Here is a 20,334-nt window from a genome sequence, read left to right as displayed (position 1 = left end):
CCCGCAAGTAACTCGTCAATCTAGAGAAATACTTTGGGTCAGTTTCTTACGGGGATTCCTCGTTCCTCGGAATGACAAAAAATGAGAATAAAACTTGGCGTCTTGGCGAGATTACATTAATCATAATTGTATATCCACTTTCAACTTGAAACATTAAACCTGAAACAAAAAAATCCCTAAATTTGAAATAAACTTTGACTATAAATGATTGATATAAAAACATTTGATCAGGCAGCAGATTTAGAAAATCCAAGACGTGTTTTAAAATACGTTTTAGTTTTTTGCACTTCGGGTTCAACGACTATTTCTGTAGATGAAAATGAATTTATATTGACTAAAAACTCTGTTATTACAATTACTTCGGGACAGATTCATTATTTCCGGAACATTCAAAATGCTACTGGATTTATTTTGGAATTTACCTATGATTTCTTTTGCAAAGACGATACTGATATTGAATTGATTTTCCACAATGGTTTATTCTGTCATTTTGCAATGAACGAAATGATTTTGGTAGATAATCCTAAAGTTATTGTTCGGGAATTAGACGAAATCAAAAAAGAACTAATCGAAACTCCTTATCAATATCAGATTTCAATTCACAGCCGAATCGAATTAATCCTAATCGAAATCAATCGCACTAAAATTAATCGTGGCGACGAAATCTACAAACCTGATGCTGTATTTCTTCATTTTCTGGAAGCAGTCTTAAAAAATTTCGACAAGAATCTTTCGGTAAACGAAATTGCAAATCTCATTGGTACAACGGAAGCTAAACTAAACGAGCTTTCAAAACTACACACCAATAAAACAGCTCAAAACGTAATTTTCGGATTAATCATTTCTGAAGCAAAACGCCTGTTTACGTATGAGAAACTATCTGTGAAAGAAGTCGGTTATGCTTTAGGTTTTAACGATCCTTTTTATTTTTCAAACTTCTTTAAGAAACACACCAATATCTCTCCAAAATCTTATAAAGAAAAAGTAGTTCTTTCTTAATTACATGCTTTTTCCAAGATTCTCTATTCTTTAGCACGCCTACTTGCAACATCTTTGTATCTGTAATAATTACTAAAAATTAGTATATGAAAAGATATCAGGATTATGCCGTTTTGCTTTTGAGAATCGCCTTGGCAACAGGATTTTTATCTGCCGTTTCTAGTCGGTTAGGTCTATGGGGAAGTCAATCTTCTGGCTGGGAAAACTTTTTGGTTTATACCGGAAAAGTAAATTCATTTGTTCCCAAAAACTTTATTCCCACAATCGCAATTATAGCAACGATCGCCGAATCGGTTTTGGGTTTACTTCTATTCATCGGTTATCAAACAAAATTTGCATCGATCGGCGCCGCAATTCTCACTTTTGTATTTGCTCTTGCCATGACATATTCTTTTGGCATAAAAGATCCTTTGGATTATTCGGTATTTGTATTCTCTACGGCAGCTTTTCTTTTGTCGACTTTAGAAAAATACCGTTGGAGTTTAGATGAAATAATTTCGAAAAATAAAACAATTTAAAAATCAGAAAAAATGGAAAGACAAATCACAAAAAGCAGCGAATTAGATTGGAAACCACTTAAAGAAGAAGGTATCAAAACCGAAGGAATTTACGTTAAAATTCTACGTTTCGATGAAGCTACAAAAAGACCACCAACGTTTTTATTAAAATTCGATCCGGGAGCTTCGTATCCAAATCACATTCATCCTGCCGGAGAAGAAATCTACGTTCTCGAAGGCGAAGTACGCTCTGGAAAAGATGAACTAAACGCAGGGGATTATCTGTATATGCCACCAGGAAGTTCCCATTCTGTGTTTTCAAGAACGGGTTGTACTTTATTGTTTAATATTCCCGAAGAAGTGGTTATTTTGAAGTAATATTATTTGAATTAAAATATCCGTTGGGTCTAATTACTAATATTTTATTTAACACATAGAAACATAGATTTTCGATCCGTAAAAAAGAATCTAAAAAGAAACAAGTTTCTTACACATAGCTAAACTCTGTGCCTTTTAAAAAAGTGAAACACCTTTTTGAGCACACAAAAACTATCCTTCTATGTGTTAAAAAATAATTACACCCAACGAGTTAAAAATATTAAAGTCTTTAAGAACCAACGTTTTTAAAGACTTTAATGTTTTATTGATTTTTTATTCCTTTTCCTTTTAAAACTTAATCGCAATTTTACCAATTGTTTTACCGGATTCCAACAATTTATGCGCCTCTTTGAAGTTTGCAACTGTTAAACCATTCAGCGTTGTTTTTAAAGTCGACTGAATTGTACCGTTATCTAATAACGTAGCCAGTTTATTTAAAATATGATGTTGCTCAATCATGTCTTCCGTTTGAAACATTGATCGTGTAAACATTAATTCCCAATGAAAACTGGCACTTTTACCTTTTAATTGACGAAGATTTACACTTTCAACAGGATCACTAATAGAACCAATATGTCCCTGCGGTTTTATCAGCTCTACAAATGCGTCCCAATACTGATTTACATCGACAAAATCTAAAATAAAATCAACATGCTGAAAACCTGCATTACGAACTTCTTCTATTAAGTTTTTATGATTTACTACAAAATCGGCACCTTGTTCTTTACACCATTCGATAGATTCAGAACGTGAAGCTGTTGCAATTACTGTCAATCCCGCAACCTTTTTAGCCAATTGAATGGCGATCGATCCTACTCCGCCAGCTCCGCCAATTATCAAAATCGATTTCCCTTTGTCTTTTTCAGGATCAATACGAATTCTGTCAAATAATATTTCCCAAGCTGTTAAGCCTGTTAATGGCATTGCTGCAGCCTGCTCTACAGAAAGTGATTTTGGTTTTTTACCAACAATGCGTTCATCTATAGTTTGATATTCGGCATTACTGCCTTGCTTAGTAAGATCTCCGGCATAATAAACTTCGTCGCCAACTTTAAACAAACTTACTTTATCTCCAACCGCTTCTACTACTCCAACAGCATCCCAACCTATAATTTTTGGTGTTTCAAGAACAGTATCTTTAACACTATTCTGGCGTATTTTATAATCTACCGGATTAACAGAAACTGCTTCAATTTTAACTAATAAATCGTGTGGTCCCGGAATTGGTTTTGGAGTTTCAAATTCAATAAAACTATTTTCCTTTTCTATTGATAATGAGGTTTTAAATCCTATTGCTTTCATATTTTTTATCTTTTTATTTAAACTAATATCACAAAGGTACACACAAAGACAAGTCTTAGAATTGTACAAATACATCATGCTTTTGTACATTTTTATCGCTAATTGAGTTTATTAAATTTCGCTAAAATCATTTGCATCCAAACACCATCTTTAATACAACATTCAATTTTAACAGCGATTACCATATTTAAACCCTATTTTTGATATTCTTTTGGAACAATTTATTAAACAATTCATCTTTTAAAGTAAGGAATTAAATGTTTGAATAAATTATGAAACAACTATTGTAACCTGATATTTTTAAGTATGAATGTTCTACTCATTGAGGATGACAAACGCATTAGCGAATTTATTGTAAAGGGTTTAGAAGAAAACAATTTTACAGTACACCTTGCCGAAACTGGTGAGATTGCCCGAGAACTCATTCAGCACGATACCTGGGATATTATCTTAATGGATATTATGCTTCCGGGAATTGACGGCATTCAGCTGACAAAAATGATGCGTTTCAAAAAAATTCATACCCCAATATTAATGCTCAGCGCGCTCAGTGATACTGATGATAAAGTAAATGCACTGGATTCCGGTGCGGATGATTATTTGGTAAAGCCTTTTCATTTCAAGGAATTAATTTCGAGAGTGAATGCATTGACCCGCAGAACAAAATTTAATTATGATAAAGTCGAAACGGTATACACCTGCGGAAGTTTAACTATAAATCCTGAAGAACATAAAGTTGCAGAAAATAATCAATTGATAGATTTATCTCCGAGAGAATATAAATTGCTTTTATTTTTATTAGAAAATAGAAATAAAGTAATGTCGAGAACTCAGATCTTAAATGCTGTTTGGGGTATTAATTATGACAATAATACGAATGTTGTTGATGTATATATTTCTTATCTAAGAAACAAAATTGAGCAAAATCATAAATTTATCCACACCATAAAAGGAACGGGATATATGCTTAAAGAACAATCATGAAAATACGCAATAGGTTTACGTTAATATCTTCTTTCACTTTTAGCATTGTGTTTGTCATTGCTTCAATTATCACGTACTTTTCTTTCTACAGTTATTCTGAAAAGATCGTTTATAATGAACTTCAAAAAACGTGTTTGTTAACGGGAATTTTCTATTTGGAAAAAGATGAACTGCCACAAAATCAACATTTGATTATTGGTCAGCAATTTCGCGAAAATTCACTTGAAATCATCACGCGGGTTTACAATGCAAAAAACCAAATTGTATATGGCGAAAAAAAAACAGACCCAAATATAAACTCGGAAAGGCTCGATTACATTAGAAAAAACAGAAAACTAAATTTTAAATCTAATCATCACTTTTACTTTGGAAGTTTTTACCATGACAATCAGGGCGATTTTGTGGTTTTTGTAAAAAAGAACGATGTCGAATTTAAAACTATCACAAACAGATTGCTGATTATTATGATTCTGGTTTTAATCTCAGGATTAATTACAATCTATATTGTGAGCCGTTTACTTTCTAATCTTGCTTATAGTCCGATAAAAAACATTATCAATCAGGTTAACGAAATCGAAGCTTCGTCACTGGATCGCCATATCGTTTCTCCAAATACAAAAGATGATATTCAGGAATTAATAGAAACTTATAATAATTTGTTCAAACGACTTTCGGATACGTTTATCATTCAGAAAAACTTCATCAATTATGTTTCGCACGAATTCAAGACACCTTTAACAGCTATATCCGGCAACCTTGAGGTATTTGCCCAAAAAGACAGAACAAGTGCCGAATACAAAGAAATGTCGAAAAAAGTACTAGAAAACGTCTATCAAATCGAAGATACAATCAATACACTTATGGTTCTTTCGGGATTGAGAAATAATACGGAACTCAATGAAATTTTTAGAGTAGATGAACTGGTTTGGGATATTAACGATCAATTGCCTGAAGTTTATAAACTAAAAGATGCCCAGATACAAATCGTTATTGAAATTGTAAACGACAAACTGCTTTCGATAAAAGGAAACAGTAACGAAATAAAAATTGCCTTGTTTAATATTATAGAAAATGCGGCAAAATATTCGAATGGAAATCCTATAAAAATTAGCTTGTTGCAAAAAGACAATCAGCTTAAAATTGCCATAGAAGATCATGGAACTGGTATTAGTGAAGACGACTTAAAGTTCATTAAACAAACCTTTTACAGAGGCAAAAATGTAAATGATATAAAAGGAAGTGGTGTTGGACTTTCTTTGGCAAACATTATCTTCAAACAGAATAATATCGATTTTACAATTACTTCAAAAAAAGACGAGGGAACAACGGTAATACTATTATTTCCGCCACTCTAATCGTTTTCTAATGTACTTCCAACGCCTTTCTAACTTACATCAAATTAGGGTTTAATATGTCGCAAGTAGCTTTGCACCATATTAAAAACAACTTAATTTGAAACGTATAATCTTAACCCTTCTCGTTATTGTATCACACAAAAGTGTGGCACAAACTGCTGCAATAAACGATACAATTGTTCTTTCCCGAACACAGGCCGAGGCTTTATTTCTGGATAAGAATATTTCTCTTATTTCCGAAAAACTAAACATTGACATTGCCGATGCTCAGGTTATTCAGGCAAAATTATGGCCGAATCCTACGCTGACTATTGGTGAGATAAACCTTTGGCATAATGCTACAGCTTCAGAAGTTCCGGCTTTATGGGGCAATTTTGGAAAAACATCTCAGGTTACTGCCGAGCTTGAACAATTGATTCAGACGGCGGGAAAACGAAAAAAGATGATCGCGATGGAAAAAGTGAGCGTCGATATTGCCAAGGAATACTTTAAAACCTTTTTGCGTAATCTGAAAATCGAGTTTAGAGGTAATCTTACTGAATTGCAATATACTCAGGCACAAGAAGAAGTTTACAAAAAACAACTTTCTTCGATGCAAACCATGCTAAAAGGCTACAGCAATCAAGTGGCTCAGGGAAATATTGGCCGAGGCGAATATATTCGTCTTAAAGCTTCTGAACTACAATTCTTGAAAGAAATCGCCGATTTACGAAAAGAGAATAATTCTTTGCAAAAAGAACTTAAAGTTTTGATGAACCTGCCAGCGACAAGTTTTATCAAACTTACCGATGAAGGTTTTGTTCCTGACAATAAAAACATGGACAATATCAATTTAGGTAATCTTATGGCATCGGCTGTAGAAAACCGACCTGATATGAAAGTCATTAAACTGGGGAATGATTATAATGATAAGAAGTACAAATACGAAAAAGCAATGCGTACTCCAGATGTTACTCTTGGTGTGAGTTATGACCGTGGTGCTAGTACTATGAACGATTTTGTGGGTCTGGGATTCTCTCTGGATCTTCCTTTTTTTAGCAGAAATCAAGGAAATATTAAGGCTGCAAAAATTGCCATAGACCAAGGTAAATTATTGACCGAAGAGAAAACGATAAGCATACAAGCTGAAGTAATGCAGGCTTATGAAGATTTGATAGTTACCAAAAAATTGTATGACAATGTAGAAGCTAATTATGAAACAGATCTGGACAAACTTCCGGAAAGCTATCGTAAAAACTTCCTGCAGCGAAATACAAGCATGTTAGAATATCTTGATTTTGTAGATGCTTATTTAGACAACAAATCTATCCTGCTTAATTCAAAAAAAGACCTTAATAAAAATCTTGAAGAATTGCGTTACATCGCTGGTGAGGAAATTAATTAATCCTCATAATCCAGAATATTGCGCTATTTATTTTAAAATAATAACAAACATAATGAAGAAATTTATTTTACTCCCAATACTTGGGTTAATGCTCGTTTACGGATGTGGCAAAAAGGAAGAAATTAAAGCAACAAAAGACGAAAAGTTTTGTATTGATAAAGCTTTAAAACAAAAAATCACTATCGAGCCGATACAAAAACGTACTGTAACCGAATCTATAAATCTAACTGGAAATATTACCTATAACAACGATCATGTAGTACAATTTAATAGCCTTGTTGAAGGGATTATTACCAAAACTACCTTTTCATTGGGTGATTATGTCAAAAAAGGACAAGTTTTGGCAGAGATAAAAAGTACGGAACTAAACAGTATGCAATCTGAAAGTAGATCATTCCAATCTCAAATAGCAGTTGCGCAACGTAATCTGCAAGCTACAAAATCAATGTTTGATGATGGAATATCGTCACAAAAAGATTTGATGCAGGCGCAAAGTGAATTGGATGTTTTAAAATCCTCCCTTGAAAATGTAAAGGCAAATCTTGCCATGTTCAGCGCCAGCAGCGAAAGAGCTGTATTTCAGATAAAAGCGCCGACTGAAGGTTATATAGTAGCTAAAAATATTAGTCCCGGAATGCAAATAACGGATGGCAGCGATCCTCTTTTTACTATTTCGGATTTAAAAGAAATTTGGGTTCTGGTAAATGTATACACCAGTAATTTAAAAAACGTAACCGAAAATATGCTTGTAGATGTAACAACTCCGGCATATCCTGGCGAAATTTTTAAAGGAAAAATAACAAAACTAGCTAAAGTTTTTGATGCTGACGAACACGTTTTGAAAGCAAGAATTGTGATGGAAAACAAAAATCTAAAACTAAAACCCGGAATGACGGCAGACATCATTATTGATAAAAGTCTGGGTGGCGAAATATTAGTTGCTGTTCCTGCAAAAGCGGCGATTTTTGACAATAATCGTGATTATATTTTAATATATAAAGACGATTGTACTATTGAAACCCGAGAAATTAATCCAATCAAAAAGAATAACAACTGGATTTATTTTGATAAAGGAGTTAAAGAAGGTGAAATGGTTATTACTAAAAATCACTTGTTAATTCACGAACGATTAAAAAACTAATTATCCTTAAAAACGGATAAACACCATACAAGACATGAAAAAATTTGTACAAGGTCTGGTAGCTTTCTCGCTAAAAAACTCCCTTATAGTTTTTTTCCTGACAGCAGTATTACTAGTCGCCGGAATAGTCAGCTACATCCACACGCCCATTGAAGCGTTTCCTGATGTAACCAATACAAGAGCAAGAATCATAACGCAATGGCCCGGAAGAAGCGCCGAAGAAGTAGAGAAATTCATCACACTTCCGATTTCAAAACAAATGAACACGATTCCTAAAAAAGCTGAAGTACGTTCTATTTCGCTTTTCGGATTATCTGTTGTTACCGTATTATTTGATGATGATGTGGAGGATTTTTACGCACAGCAATATGCTTCAAATCGTCTTAGCGGACTGGATCTTCCAGAGGGAGCCGACGCAGAAATCGAGCCGCCATCCGGAGCAACAGGTGAGATATTCAGATACGTCATCAAAAGTGATTTACCTATTAAGGAAATAAAAGCCATTCAGGATTGGGTAATCGAAAGAGAATTAATTGCCGTTCCGGGTGTTGCCGATGTGGTAAGTTTTGGTGGTGAAGAAAAAATGTTCGAAATCAAGATTAATCCAACGCAATTAGAAAATTACAATCTGTCTGCATTAGATGTTTATGAAGCGGTTTCGAAAAGTAATATCAACGTTGGCGGAGATGTTATCCAGCGTGGCGATCAGGCATATGTGGTAAGAGGTGTTGGTTTAATTAATAAAGTCGAAGATATTGGTAATATTCTGATTGAAACCAAAGGGGCTGCACCAATATTGGTAAAACACGTTGCCGAAGTTTCAATATCGGCCAAACCAAGATTAGGACAAGTAGGTTTAGATGGCGATGATGATGTTGTAGAAGGTATTGTAGTAATGCTGCGCGGAGAAAATCCAGGTGAAGTTATTAAGAGACTAAAAGAACGTTTAACAGAAATTAATGAAAGAGTACTTCCTGATAATGTAAAAATAGTTCCGTTTATAGACCGTACCAAATTGGTAGATACAACAGTTAAAACCGTAACCAAAAACCTTGTAGAAGGTATATTACTGGTATCGCTAATTGTATTTATATTTCTTTACAACTGGAGAACATCTTTGATCGTAGCATCTGTTATTCCGCTTTCGTTTTTGTTTGCTATTATAATGTTGAGAATTCAGGGATTACCTGCAAACTTAATATCTATGGGAGCTCTGGATTTTGGATTGCTCCTCGAAGGAACACTGGTCATCGTAGAGCAGGTCTTTGTTTCACTCGAGAGGAAAGCTCATAAAGTGGGAATGGAACGCTTTAACAGCATGAGTAAAATGGGACTTATCAAGAAAAGTGTGGGTAGTGTAGCTACTTATATTTTCTTTGCTTTAATCATTTTAATTGTAGCATTAATGCCTATTTTCTCTTTCACTAAAGTGGAAGGAAAAATGTTCTCTCCCCTAGCCTTTACTTTAAGTTATGCGCTTTTAGGATCTCTGATTTTATCGCTTACTTATGTTCCGGCAATGTGTAAAGTGATGTTGACCAAAAATATTGTCGAGAGAGAGAATATGATTTCTCGTTTCTTTAGAGAAAACCTTTTTAAGCTTTTTAAATGGAGTACACGTCATCGTAAAACAACAATATATGCTTTACTTGCAGTTTGTTGCAGTTTGTTGCGCTAAGTTTGCTTTTTATGGTTCAGAATTTATTCCGAAGTTGAATGAAGGAGCAATTTACGTAAGAGCGACTTTACCTAACAGTATCAATCTTGATGAAGCTGTGAGGCTTACCAAAGAAATGAAAGGTAAAATAAGGAAATTTGAAGAAGTGAAATTTGTCCTGACGCAAACCGGAAGACCAAATGACGGAACAGATCCTACCGGATTTTTTAATATCGAATTACATATCGAATTAAAACATCAGGATGAATGGAAACGTAACATTAGTAAAGAAGAATTGATTGCCGAAATCAAGAAAGAACTCGATGTATATCCCGGAATTGGGTTTGGATTTAGTCAGCCTATTCAGGATAATGTCGAAGAATATGTTGCCGGTGTAAAAAGTCCGTTGGTGATTAAGATTTTCGGAAATGATCTTTTCCAATTGGAAGAAATGGCGGCTAAAGTGGCTAAGTCTATCAAAGATGTAAAAGGAATTGAAGATATTAATGTCTATAAAAATATCGGTTTACCCGAATTAAGGATTCAGCTTGACGACGAAAAAATGGCGCGTTATGCCATAACAACCGCCGATGCGCAAGCCGTAATCCGAATGACAATTGGAGGACAAGCCGCAACGAAGTTTTATGACGATGAAAAGGTCTTTGATATCACTTTACGTTTTGAAAAAGAATATCGTGATTCGAAAGAAAAAATTGAAGACATTCTTATTCCGACAATGAATGGTAAAAAAGTTCCACTGAAAGAGATTGCAACAGTAGAATATAAAACGGGTCCAACGTTCATCTATCGTGAAGGCAACAGCCGTTATATTGCCGTAGGTTTTAGTATTGAAGGACGAGATTTAGGAAGTACAATTGATGAAGCTCAGAAAAAAGTGGCTGCAGAAGTAAAACTTCCTAAAGAAAATGTAATGAAATGGGCCGGAGAATTTGAAAGCAAAGAAAGAGCTTCAAAACAATTAGCAATGATTGTTCCGGTTGTATTGATTTTGATTTTATGTCTGTTGTATTTCAATTTCGGTAATTTCAAAGATACAATGGTAGCAATAAGTGCAATGCCTTATGCCTTTATTGGTGGATTCTTATCGCTTTGGGTAACAGGAACCGTGTTTGGAATTTCGGCAGGAATTGGATTTATTATCCTGTTTGGGGTCAGCGCAATTGACAGTATTGTCCTCATTGGGATTATCAGGGAAAACATGCAAGCCGGAATGCATTTAAAAGATGCAATCTCAAACGGAATTTATAGCAGAATTCGTCCTATTGTGATGATTGCCTTAATGGGATCTCTCGGATTATTGCCCGCAGCATTATCAACCGGAATGGGTTCTGAAGTTCAAAAACCATTAGCCATCATGATCGTTGGCGGATTAATAACCTGTATGTTTTTATCCTTAACGGTTCTGCCACAAGTATTTTATTTGGTATACCGTAAAAAAGATAACGGTAATATAGATTCTTAATCATAATTAATTTTTTAATACACCTTTAGACATTCTGTTTAAAGGTGTATTTTTTATTGTGAGCAATTTAATAACAGCTTAGTATGAAATACATCTATTATTTTACGATAATTTCTTTGCTCTTAATTTCTTGTGAGTCCCCAAATCCTATCGAAGTAAAACAATTGGAATCTCTCGGAATCGTTAAAATTTCTCCGATATTAAAAGGTTCTCTTGAAAAAGATAGTGTTATTATATCTATACCCACAGAATTTGAAATAAAAATAAATTCCCCTTTCAGATATTTAACATGGCATTTTATAGGTGATAAAAAAAATTTATGGGATGATGCTTTTGACTATCAAATCTATGAAGCTACGCCACTATCTCAATTGGATATTTATGAAGTATTCAGTAAAAAAACTTTTCGAGTTATTAAAAAAGAAAGGAAGATTTTTATTTCCAAAAAAGCAGCATTAACATTACTCAAGAAATACAATAACGATAAATATTTTGAGAATTTAGAACTGGGAGAAACTATAAAACTGACTTCTTATGATAAATTTAAAAAAGGAAATAAGGTGATAATTGAGCATTTAAAAAGAAGCAATGATTCCATTAATTTTAGAGTGATGAAAGGAGATGGAAGCTTTTATTATTTACAGAAAAAAATCGTTTGGTAATTTACTAATTATTAATTCCTTTAAATAATTTCAAAAATAAAAATACCGTTATTAAAGTCCAAAAAATATAAATAAAACTTAAATTTTAAATTTCTTTTGAATATATGTAGTTAACTACGTAAATTTGTACACAGATTAGTTCTATGCATTGATACAAGCTAATTTTTAAAGCATTTAAAGTATATTATAAGTAAAGAAATGAAAAATAATACTCCTCAAAACACTTTCGAAAGTCAAATTAAAATTGAAAAAGTTGAAGATCAAAACCTAATTGAAACTGCATTTTCAATAAGAAGACAAGTATTTGTCGAAGAACAAAATGTTTCTCAAGAGAGAGAATCTCAGGATGATGATGAGGCAATTCATTATTTGGCGACCGTTAATGGCTTGCCTGCTGGAGCTGCCCGATATAGAAAAATGGAAAAAGGCGCTAAAATTGAAAGAATTGCAGTTTTAAATACCTTTCGAGGTCAACGAATTGGAGAAGCGATTTTGCAAAAAATATTAGAAGATTTAAAAAACGAAAGCAAGATTTATTTGTACGCACAAGTAATTGCAACTCAATTTTATATCAAAAACGGATTCAGACAAACTGATAATTATTTTCTGGATGCTGGAATTGAGCACGTGGAAATGGATTTTATAAAATAAGAATTAGAAAAAGCATTTCTTATTCTAAGCTCCGGCGGAGCATCATATTTATAGACAATATAAGATTTACGGCTAAAGCTCCAGCGGAGCGATATCAGTTTTATATCGAATGCAATATCTTAACCCGATGGGCAATGTCATTAAGTTAAGCTTTTAAAAAATAAAAAACATTGCAAATCAAATCCGTTTTTATCCGCGTTTTTACGGAGTAAATCTGTTTTATCCGCGTCAAAATTAGACGCTGATTTTACTGATTCGCTAAAGCGAAAACGCTGATATAATAAATACGTTATTCTTTTAAACTGGACTAAAGTCCAGCTCTGCAATATTTGTCATTCCTTCGGAATTTTGAAATTTATGTGGTGATTATTAAATGAATTCAAAAAGAGCCGTTGGCTCTAATAATATTGTAGGGTCGGATTTTAATTCGGTTTAACGCATGAATTTGTACGATACATATCTATTTTAAACCGCTATCTTTTATAATCATACATTATTTATAATTCTTTTGGAATATATGATTTTGTATTTTTTTGTTTTAAAATCTCATAAAAAATAGATTTTCTCGCCTAGCCCCGATGGAAATGGCATCCTTTTATGGCGGTCCCGAAGCCTCGGGATGCCATAAAAGATACAATGGACAGCGGGAAAAAGGGTCTTGAAACACGAAAATGATCTGCTCCTTAAAAAAAATATACTCGAAAAAGTCCTTATAAATAAAGGTTTTTGATGGCTTTTGACATTTGTCTATACAACAATAAGAAAATATTATGACAAAATTATTTCATAATCAGAAAAACCGCCATACATTTGCCTAACGGTGTTAAACAATTTAATACTTAAATAAAATGGCTAGTAAAGATCGTATTTTAAGACAAAAAGAAGAGACAAGAAGTAACATTCTTGAGGCTGCTTATGCTATCGTTAAAGAAGAAGGATGGCAAGGTCTGAGTATGAGAAAAATTGCTGACAAGATCGAATATACTGCTCCTATCATTTATGAATACTTCTCGAATAAGGAAGCGATTTTAAATGAACTAACTGGAAAAGGTTTTATTAAGTTAGCAAAAGAACTTCAGGAAGCTCGCGATAAATTTGAAAAACCGGAAGAACAATTAGAAGCTATGTGGATGGCGTATTGGGATTTTGCGTTTACTGATACCGAAATGTATCAGGTCATGTTTGGAGTGCAAATGAATTGTTGTCAGCAACAATGTTCTGCTCAGGAAAGGCCTTATAAACTATTCACTTCGGTAATTGCTGAAATTATGAAAAACAGCAATCCTACTGATGAAGTTATCAAACAAAAATATTTTACTTTTTTCTCTGTTATTCACGGTTTGATTGCGATTAACATCATCAACAAAAGTGAAATCATGGAAACTATCAACAATCAAATTCTAAAAGATGCGATTGGTGGAATTATAAAATCAATACAATAAAAAAAATTTCATTTTAACTTAACAGTGATAAATGATTTAATACATAATTTAGCAAAACTATTTTTTTACCACTTTACTTAACAGTGTTAGAAAATTTAATAGAGTAATATCGGAGTTTTTTTTCGATTTTACTTAACAGTGATAAATAATTTAATACCAATTACGAAATAGAATTCGAAAGCATCATTGTATGGTTTTTTGCACAATTCTACTTAACAACGTTAGATAATTTAATATAATTAAATATGAATGCCGAGAATATCCGAATACCACAAAATTTAAACAATAAGAATGTCCAACAAATTAAAACCAATACGAAAATGAAAAATGTAATTATAACCAGTTTTATTCTGGCACTTGTGCTAAGCAGTTGTGCAGATAAATCGCAAGCTCCAGCAGCTCCTGCGCCACCATTATTGCCAGTTTTAGCGATCACAAGCGAAAACACTACTACAGATGCTGAATATCCTGCTTCTATACAAGGGACAGTTGACGTTGAAATTCGCCCTCAGGTAAGCGGAAACCTTGAAAGAGTTTTTGTAGACGAAGGTGCTTATGTAACTAAAGGTCAAACTTTATTCAAAATAAACGAACGTCCTTTTCGTGAGCAATTAAATAATGCTTTGGCAAGTCTTCATGCTTATGAAGCTGCTTTGATTAACGCTCAATTAGAAGTTGATAAATTAACTCCGCTTGTACAAAACAAAGTAGTTTCTGATTATCAATTAAAAACGGCTAAAGCTTCTCAAAAAATTGCTGCTGCAAATATCGAACAAGCAAAAGCAATGGTAGGATCTGCCAAAATTAATTTAGGATATACAAATGTAACAGCCCCTGTTAGTGGTTACATTGGAAGATTGCCTAAAAAACAAGGAAGTTTAGTTTCTGCAACTGATGTTGAACCATTGACTAACTTATCTGATGTTCATGAAGTTTTTGCTTATTTCTCTTTAGGAGAAACAGATTTTATCAACTTTAAAGCGCAATATGCAGGAAATAGTATTGGTGATAAACTAAAAAAATTACCTCCTGTAACTTTAATCCTTGCAGACAATAACGCTTATCCTCAAACGGGAAAAATCGATATGGTAGACGGTCAATTTGATAAAACTACCGGAGCAATTACTTTAAGAGCAACTTTTCCTAATGCAGGCGGAACTTTACGTTCTGGAAACACAGGGAAAATTCGTTTAGGTCTTCAACATGACGATGCACTTTTAGTGCCACAATCTGCTACGGTTGAAATGCAGGATAAAGTTTTTGTTTTTACTGTAAACAAAGACAACAAGGTTAACAAAATGCCTATTACAGTTATTGGTAAAAGCGGTACAAACTATCTTATCAAAGATGGTGTAAAAACTGGTGACCAAATTGTATTAAGCGGTATTGATAAACTTCAGGAAGGACAGGTTATTCAACCTGAAAAAACATCACCTTCAAAAGTTGCCCAAATAATTACTAAAAAATAATTTTTACGAAAATGTTCAAAATATTTATACAAAGACCTGTACTGGCAACCGTTATTTCCATTTTATTGGTAATATTAGGTATACTTGGTCTTACGAAGTTGCCCTTACAACAGTTTCCTGATATTGCGCCGCCATCGGTTTTGGTTACGGCAGTTTATCCGGGAGCAAATGCAGAAACGGTTTTACGTTCTGTAGCACCATCACTGGAAGAATCTATAAACGGTGTTGAAAACATGACTTACATGAGTTCTACAGCCAGTAACGACGGATCTCTTGCTATTACCGTTTTCTTTAAATTAGGAACTAATGCAGATCAGGCGGCCGTTAACGTTCAGAACAGAGTTGCTCAGGCAACAAGTCAATTGCCTGCAGAGGTTGTACAACAAGGTGTAACGACTGCAAAACAACAAAACAGTTTTATCATGGCGATTGGTATGTATACCGATGATGAGTCAAAATATGATCAGACTTTTGTTGCCAATTATGCTCAGATCAATATTATTCCGGAGATCAAACGTATTCCGGGAGTTGGATCAGCAAGTATTTTTGGAGGTGTAAAAGACTACTCAATGCGTGTTTGGTTGAATCCAACACAAATGTCAACTTACAAAGTGACACCAAACGAAATCATGAGCGCAATTCAGGATAAGAGTTTGGAAGCTGCTCCGGGTAAATTTGGAGAAAGAAGTAAAGAGGTTTTTGAATACGTTATTAAATACAAAGGAAAATTAACCAAACCCGAAGAATATGAAAATATTGCTATACGTTCTAATGCTGATGGCTCAGTACTTCGCCTTAAAGATGTAGCCAGAGTAGAACTTGGTGCTTACTCCTACAACAGTTTAACACGTTTAAATGGTAAAAAAGGAGTTGTAATTGGTATCATTCAGTTAGCAGGTTCTAACTCAAATGATATTCAGGTTGCAATCAACAAATTGATGGTGAAAGCCTCAAAAGATTTCCCTAAAGGAATTAAACACAACATTTTCTATAGTACAAAAGTATCTCTGGATCAATCTATAGAACAAGTTGAGCATACTTTAATCGAAGCATTTATATTAGTATTTATTGTAGTATTTATATTCTTGCAGGATTTTAGATCAACATTAATCCCGGCTATTGCTGTACCTGTAGCAATTTTAGGAACGTTCTTCTTCATGCAGTTATTCGGATTCTCGATCAACCTTCTAACACTTTTCGCATTAATTCTGGCGATTGGTATTGTGGTAGATGATGCGATTGTGGTCGTCGAGGCGGTGCATGCGAAAATGGAGCATAAACACTTGTCTCCAAAAGTAGCAACCCATGAAGCAATGCACGAAATAACGGGTGCTATTATCTCGATTACGCTGGTAATGGCTGCTGTATTCCTGCCGGTTGGTTTTATGGAAGGCTCTACAGGAGTTTTCTATCGTCAGTTTGCCTTTACGATGGCAATTGCAATTGTAATTTCGGCAGTAAACGCATTAACTTTAAGTCCTGCACTTGCTGCATTATTCTTAAAAGACAATCACGCCGGAGAACACGGAGATATAGCTTATGAGAAAAAAGGATTTAAAGAAAAATTCTTTGCCGGATTCAATAACAGTTTTGATGCTTTAACCAACCGTTATGTTGGAGGTTTGAGATTCTTAATTCGTAACAAATGGGTTAGTTTAGGTGGATTAGCTTTAATTACTTTCGCAACAATTGTGATGGTTAAAACTACTCCTGCAGGATTTATCCCAACAGAAGATCAAGGATTTATTGCAATTGCAGTAAACACACCTTCAGGAACATCTCTTGACGGAACCCAAAAAGTAATGACTCAGGCAGAAAATACTTTAAGAGGTTTAGATGCATCACGATTTGTAACCGCAATTTCAGGTTTCAACTTGTTAACCAACTCGACAAGTCCATCTTCTGCAGTTGTTTTCGTATTGCTTAAGCCAAATGAAGAGCGTGGAGAAATCAAAGACATCAACAAAATTATGGCTGATGTTCAAGGAAAATTAGGAGCAATCACCGGAGGAAGTTTCTTCGTATTTAGTTTCCCAACCGTTCCGGGATTTAGTAACGTTGAAGCGTTAGATTTAGTTCTTCAGGATAAAACCGGAGGAAAACTGGATAAGTTTAGTGGAATTTCTCAAACTTTCATCGGAGAATTGATGAAACGTCCGGAGATTGCAGTAGCATTTACTTCTTTCAAAGCCGATTATCCTCAATTACAATTGGATATTAACGATGAGAAAGCAAACCAATTAGGCGTAAATGTAAAAGACATTTTACAAACCATGCAAACCTATTTTGGTAGTGCACAAGCATCCGACTTTAACAGATTTGGTAAATATTACCGAGTTGTTGTTCAGGCAGATATTGCTGACAGAGCAGATCCGTCATCAATTGACAGAGTTTTCGTGAAAAACAAAACAGGCGAAATGGTGCCAATAAATACTTTAGTAAAACTAAGCCGTATTTATGGTTCTGAAACCGCTTCGAGATACAACTTGTTTAATTCTATTTCGATTAATGCGATTCCAAAACCAGGATTTAGTTCCGGTGATGCCATCAAAGCAATTCAGGAAGTTGCAGCACAACAATTGCCTGCAGGTTATGGTTTTGAATTTTCAGGACAAACTCGTGAAGAGATTGCTTCCGGAGGTCAGTCAGCAACGATTTTCTTACTGTGTTTGATATTCGTCTATTTCTTACTTGCTGCACAGTATGAAAGTTACATCTTGCCATTGGCCGTAATCTTATCAATTCCTGCAGGTATTTTTGGAGTATTTGTTGCCATTGGATTAACAGGAATCGAAAACAACATTTATGTACAAGTTGCATTGGTAATGTTGATTGGACTGCTCGCCAAGAACGCAATTCTGATTGTCGAGTTCGCCGTCCAAAAACGAAAATCAGGTCAGGCATTAGTCAGAGCATCAATAGATGCTGCGAAACTACGTTTAAGACCAATTATTATGACGTCACTAGCTTTTGTTGTGGGATTAATCCCGATGATGAGCGCCACAGGACCATCAGCACAAGGTAACCACTCGATTAGTATTGGTGCCGCCGGAGGTATGATTTCAGGAGTAATTCTAGGGCTATTAATCATCCCGGTTTTATTCATCGTATTCCAACATTTACAAGAAAAGGTTTCTGGAAAACCAGTAGCCGTAATTCATAACGAAGAAGAAAAATAAAAATGGAAAATTATATAACGACAATCCTAATAGCCATCATTGCCGGCATTGGATACATATCCTATAAAATTTCAAGAGATCTTGAAAGCAGAAAAGATACTTGTACAGAAATTTAATGACAAAACATAAAATGAAAAATTATATAACCAAAATCGTGATGATCGCTATTTTGATCACCACAATAATATCCTGTAAGGTTTCGAAGGATATTGAAACTCCAAAAGATGCATTTCCTGAAAATTTCAGGAGTGCATCTGTTTCAAAAGATACGACCAGTATTGCTGATGTGGAGTGGAAAAACTTCTATACCGAAAAAGATATTATTCAATTGATCGATAGCGCCGTTGCAAGAAACAATGATTTGCAAATTGCTATTAAAAACATCGAAATTGCACAATACAGATTCACACAATCAAAATGGGGAAATGTTCCTCAGGTTAATCTGAATGTAACGGCAAGTACCAGCAATCCGTCTGATAATAGCTTTACAGGAAAAAATTTAAGTCAGGCTTTGGGCCAAAATCATATTGATGATTATTCTGCCGGAGCCTCACTTTCTTGGGAAGCGGACATTTGGGGGAAAATCAAAAATCAGAAAAAAGGAGCTTTTGCAGGTTATCTTCAATCAGAAGAAGTTAAGAAAGCGTTGCAAACAACTATTGTAGCCAATGTTTCTAAAGGATATTACAATCTTTTAATGTTGGACGCACAATTAGAAATTGCAAAACAAAACCTGCAACTGAATGATAGTACAACAAGTATCATCAAACTAAAATATGATGCCGGACAGGTAACTTCATTAGCGATTCAACAATCAGAAGCACAAAAATTAGTTTCAGCACAATTGATTCCTTTATTAGAACAAAACATTGCTATTCAGGAAAATGCTTTGAGCGTTTTGACAGGATCATTTCCAAATTCAAAAACAAGATCAATTCGTTTAAGTACACTTGAAGTTAAAAACAATAGTGCAATCGGAATTCCGTCTTCATTAGTAAGTAGAAGACCAGATGTAAAAAGTGCTGAATTAGCCCTTAAAGTAGCCAACGCAAACGTAGGAATCACAAAAGCTGATTTATACCCAGCACTAAGAATTACTGCTCAAGGCGGAGTAAATTCATTCGAAACCAGCAATTGGTTCAACATTCCGGCTTCATTGTTCGGAACTGTTGCAGGCGGTTTAACTCAGCCTTTACTAAACAATAAAAAAGTAAGAACGCAATACAATATTGCAGTTGCCGAAAGAGAAAAAGCAGTTTTAAGTTTCAGACAATCTGTTTTGGTTGCCGTTAGCGAAGTTTCTGATGCTTTGGTAAAAGTTGAAAAACTACAACAGCAAGAATCATTTTTGAAAGAACGTGTAAAAACGTTGCAACAAGCTATTAAAAATGCCAATTTGTTATTCAAAAATGGTATGGCTGAATATTTAGAAGTTCTTTCTGCGCAAGCAAATTTATTGCAAAGCGAGTTAGAATTAGCAGACATTAAAAGAGCACAACTTTCTGCCAATACCGAGTTATATCGCGCATTGGGCGGCGGTTGGAAATAATACCCGTTAATTATTTATTTTTTGAGATGAAAACGCTGTGAGACTTAGGTTTTGCAGCGTTTTTTTTATTTGCCACGAAGTCGCTAAGACACAAAGTTTTTAAAAATAATTCGTGAATTCGTGGCGATTAAACTCATAGATAATTTTACAGCCACGAATTCACGAATTACTTCAAAGCAATATTTTCAAAATTTACAACAAT

At 34.3% G+C, this 20,334-nt stretch carries 14 protein-coding genes and 1 pseudogene; 14 read left to right on the top strand and 1 reads right to left on the bottom strand.

Translation table 11 applies throughout. From position 1 onward, the window contains the following. Window positions 1-204 precede the first annotated feature (204 nt). The 3 genes from EAH81_RS15980 to EAH81_RS15970 all read left to right on the top strand — a co-directional run bounded on the left by EAH81_RS15980 (window position 205) and on the right by EAH81_RS15970 (window position 1,874). Window positions 205-999: a helix-turn-helix domain-containing protein gene (locus EAH81_RS15980; RefSeq protein ID WP_140508885.1), complete on the top strand. Its 795-nt coding sequence runs from the start codon at window positions 205-207 to the stop codon at window positions 997-999. 86 nt (window positions 1,000-1,085) lie between these two features. Beyond that, on the top strand, window positions 1,086-1,517 hold the full coding sequence (locus tag EAH81_RS15975; RefSeq protein ID WP_140508882.1) for a DoxX family protein: 432 nt from the start codon (window positions 1,086-1,088) through the stop codon (window positions 1,515-1,517). 12 nt (window positions 1,518-1,529) lie between these two features. Further along, entirely contained in the window at window positions 1,530-1,874 is a 345-nt protein-coding gene (locus tag EAH81_RS15970; RefSeq protein WP_140508880.1) for a cupin domain-containing protein, read from the top strand. A gap of 288 nt (window positions 1,875-2,162) precedes the next feature. Here EAH81_RS15970 and EAH81_RS15965 read toward each other — a convergent pair whose 3' ends face one another. Then, entirely contained in the window at window positions 2,163-3,176 is a 1,014-nt protein-coding gene (locus EAH81_RS15965; protein WP_140508878.1) for a zinc-binding alcohol dehydrogenase family protein, read from the bottom strand. Window positions 3,177-3,482: 306 nt separating this feature from the next. Here EAH81_RS15965 and EAH81_RS15960 point away from each other — a divergent pair, with 306 nt between their 5' ends. From EAH81_RS15960 to EAH81_RS15910, 11 genes and pseudogenes are all read left to right on the top strand, one after another. Next, the gene (locus EAH81_RS15960; RefSeq protein ID WP_140508876.1) at window positions 3,483-4,160 is read left to right on the top strand and encodes a response regulator transcription factor; all 678 of its coding nucleotides are present in this window, start codon (window positions 3,483-3,485) and stop codon (window positions 4,158-4,160) included. After that, the gene (locus tag EAH81_RS15955; protein ID WP_140508874.1) at window positions 4,157-5,515 is read left to right on the top strand and encodes a sensor histidine kinase; all 1,359 of its coding nucleotides are present in this window, start codon (window positions 4,157-4,159) and stop codon (window positions 5,513-5,515) included. Before EAH81_RS15960 ends, EAH81_RS15955 begins: the two co-directional genes overlap by 4 nt. A 97-nt stretch (window positions 5,516-5,612) precedes the next feature. After that, the gene (locus tag EAH81_RS15950) at window positions 5,613-6,899 is read left to right on the top strand and encodes a TolC family protein (RefSeq protein WP_140508872.1); all 1,287 of its coding nucleotides are present in this window, start codon (window positions 5,613-5,615) and stop codon (window positions 6,897-6,899) included. A 52-nt stretch (window positions 6,900-6,951) separates the two neighbouring features. Continuing rightward, the gene (locus EAH81_RS15945; RefSeq protein ID WP_140508870.1) at window positions 6,952-8,040 is read left to right on the top strand and encodes an efflux RND transporter periplasmic adaptor subunit; all 1,089 of its coding nucleotides are present in this window, start codon (window positions 6,952-6,954) and stop codon (window positions 8,038-8,040) included. 34 nt (window positions 8,041-8,074) lie between these two features. Further along, window positions 8,075-11,180 (top strand): annotated as a pseudogene (locus EAH81_RS15940) (efflux RND transporter permease subunit). A gap of 83 nt (window positions 11,181-11,263) precedes the next feature. After that, window positions 11,264-11,842 (top strand): hypothetical protein, encoded by a 579-nt coding sequence (locus EAH81_RS15935; RefSeq protein WP_140508868.1) that lies wholly within the window; start codon window positions 11,264-11,266, stop codon window positions 11,840-11,842. A 198-nt stretch (window positions 11,843-12,040) separates the two neighbouring features. Beyond that, window positions 12,041-12,493, top strand: a complete 453-nt coding sequence (locus EAH81_RS15930) for a GNAT family N-acetyltransferase (RefSeq protein WP_140508866.1) — start codon at window positions 12,041-12,043, stop codon at window positions 12,491-12,493. Between the two features lie 848 nt (window positions 12,494-13,341). Continuing rightward, window positions 13,342-13,935, top strand: coding sequence for a TetR/AcrR family transcriptional regulator (locus EAH81_RS15925; protein WP_140508864.1), 594 nt, complete (start codon window positions 13,342-13,344; stop codon window positions 13,933-13,935). Between the two features lie 245 nt (window positions 13,936-14,180). Then, window positions 14,181-15,404, top strand: a complete 1,224-nt coding sequence (locus EAH81_RS15920) for an efflux RND transporter periplasmic adaptor subunit (RefSeq protein ID WP_140508862.1) — start codon at window positions 14,181-14,183, stop codon at window positions 15,402-15,404. A gap of 11 nt (window positions 15,405-15,415) precedes the next feature. After that, window positions 15,416-18,583, top strand: coding sequence for an efflux RND transporter permease subunit (locus EAH81_RS15915; protein ID WP_140508860.1), 3,168 nt, complete (start codon window positions 15,416-15,418; stop codon window positions 18,581-18,583). A 130-nt stretch (window positions 18,584-18,713) separates the two neighbouring features. After that, window positions 18,714-20,132: a TolC family protein gene (locus EAH81_RS15910; RefSeq protein WP_140508858.1), complete on the top strand. Its 1,419-nt coding sequence runs from the start codon at window positions 18,714-18,716 to the stop codon at window positions 20,130-20,132. The last annotated feature ends 202 nt before the right edge of the window (window positions 20,133-20,334 follow it).

Origin of the sequence: Flavobacterium pectinovorum (assembly GCF_006438875.1) — a bacterium.
Classification (GTDB): domain Bacteria; phylum Bacteroidota; class Bacteroidia; order Flavobacteriales; family Flavobacteriaceae; genus Flavobacterium; species Flavobacterium pectinovorum_A.
The sequence above is the reverse complement of the archived record's forward strand: the minus strand, read 5'-3'. Positions and strand labels throughout refer to the sequence as shown.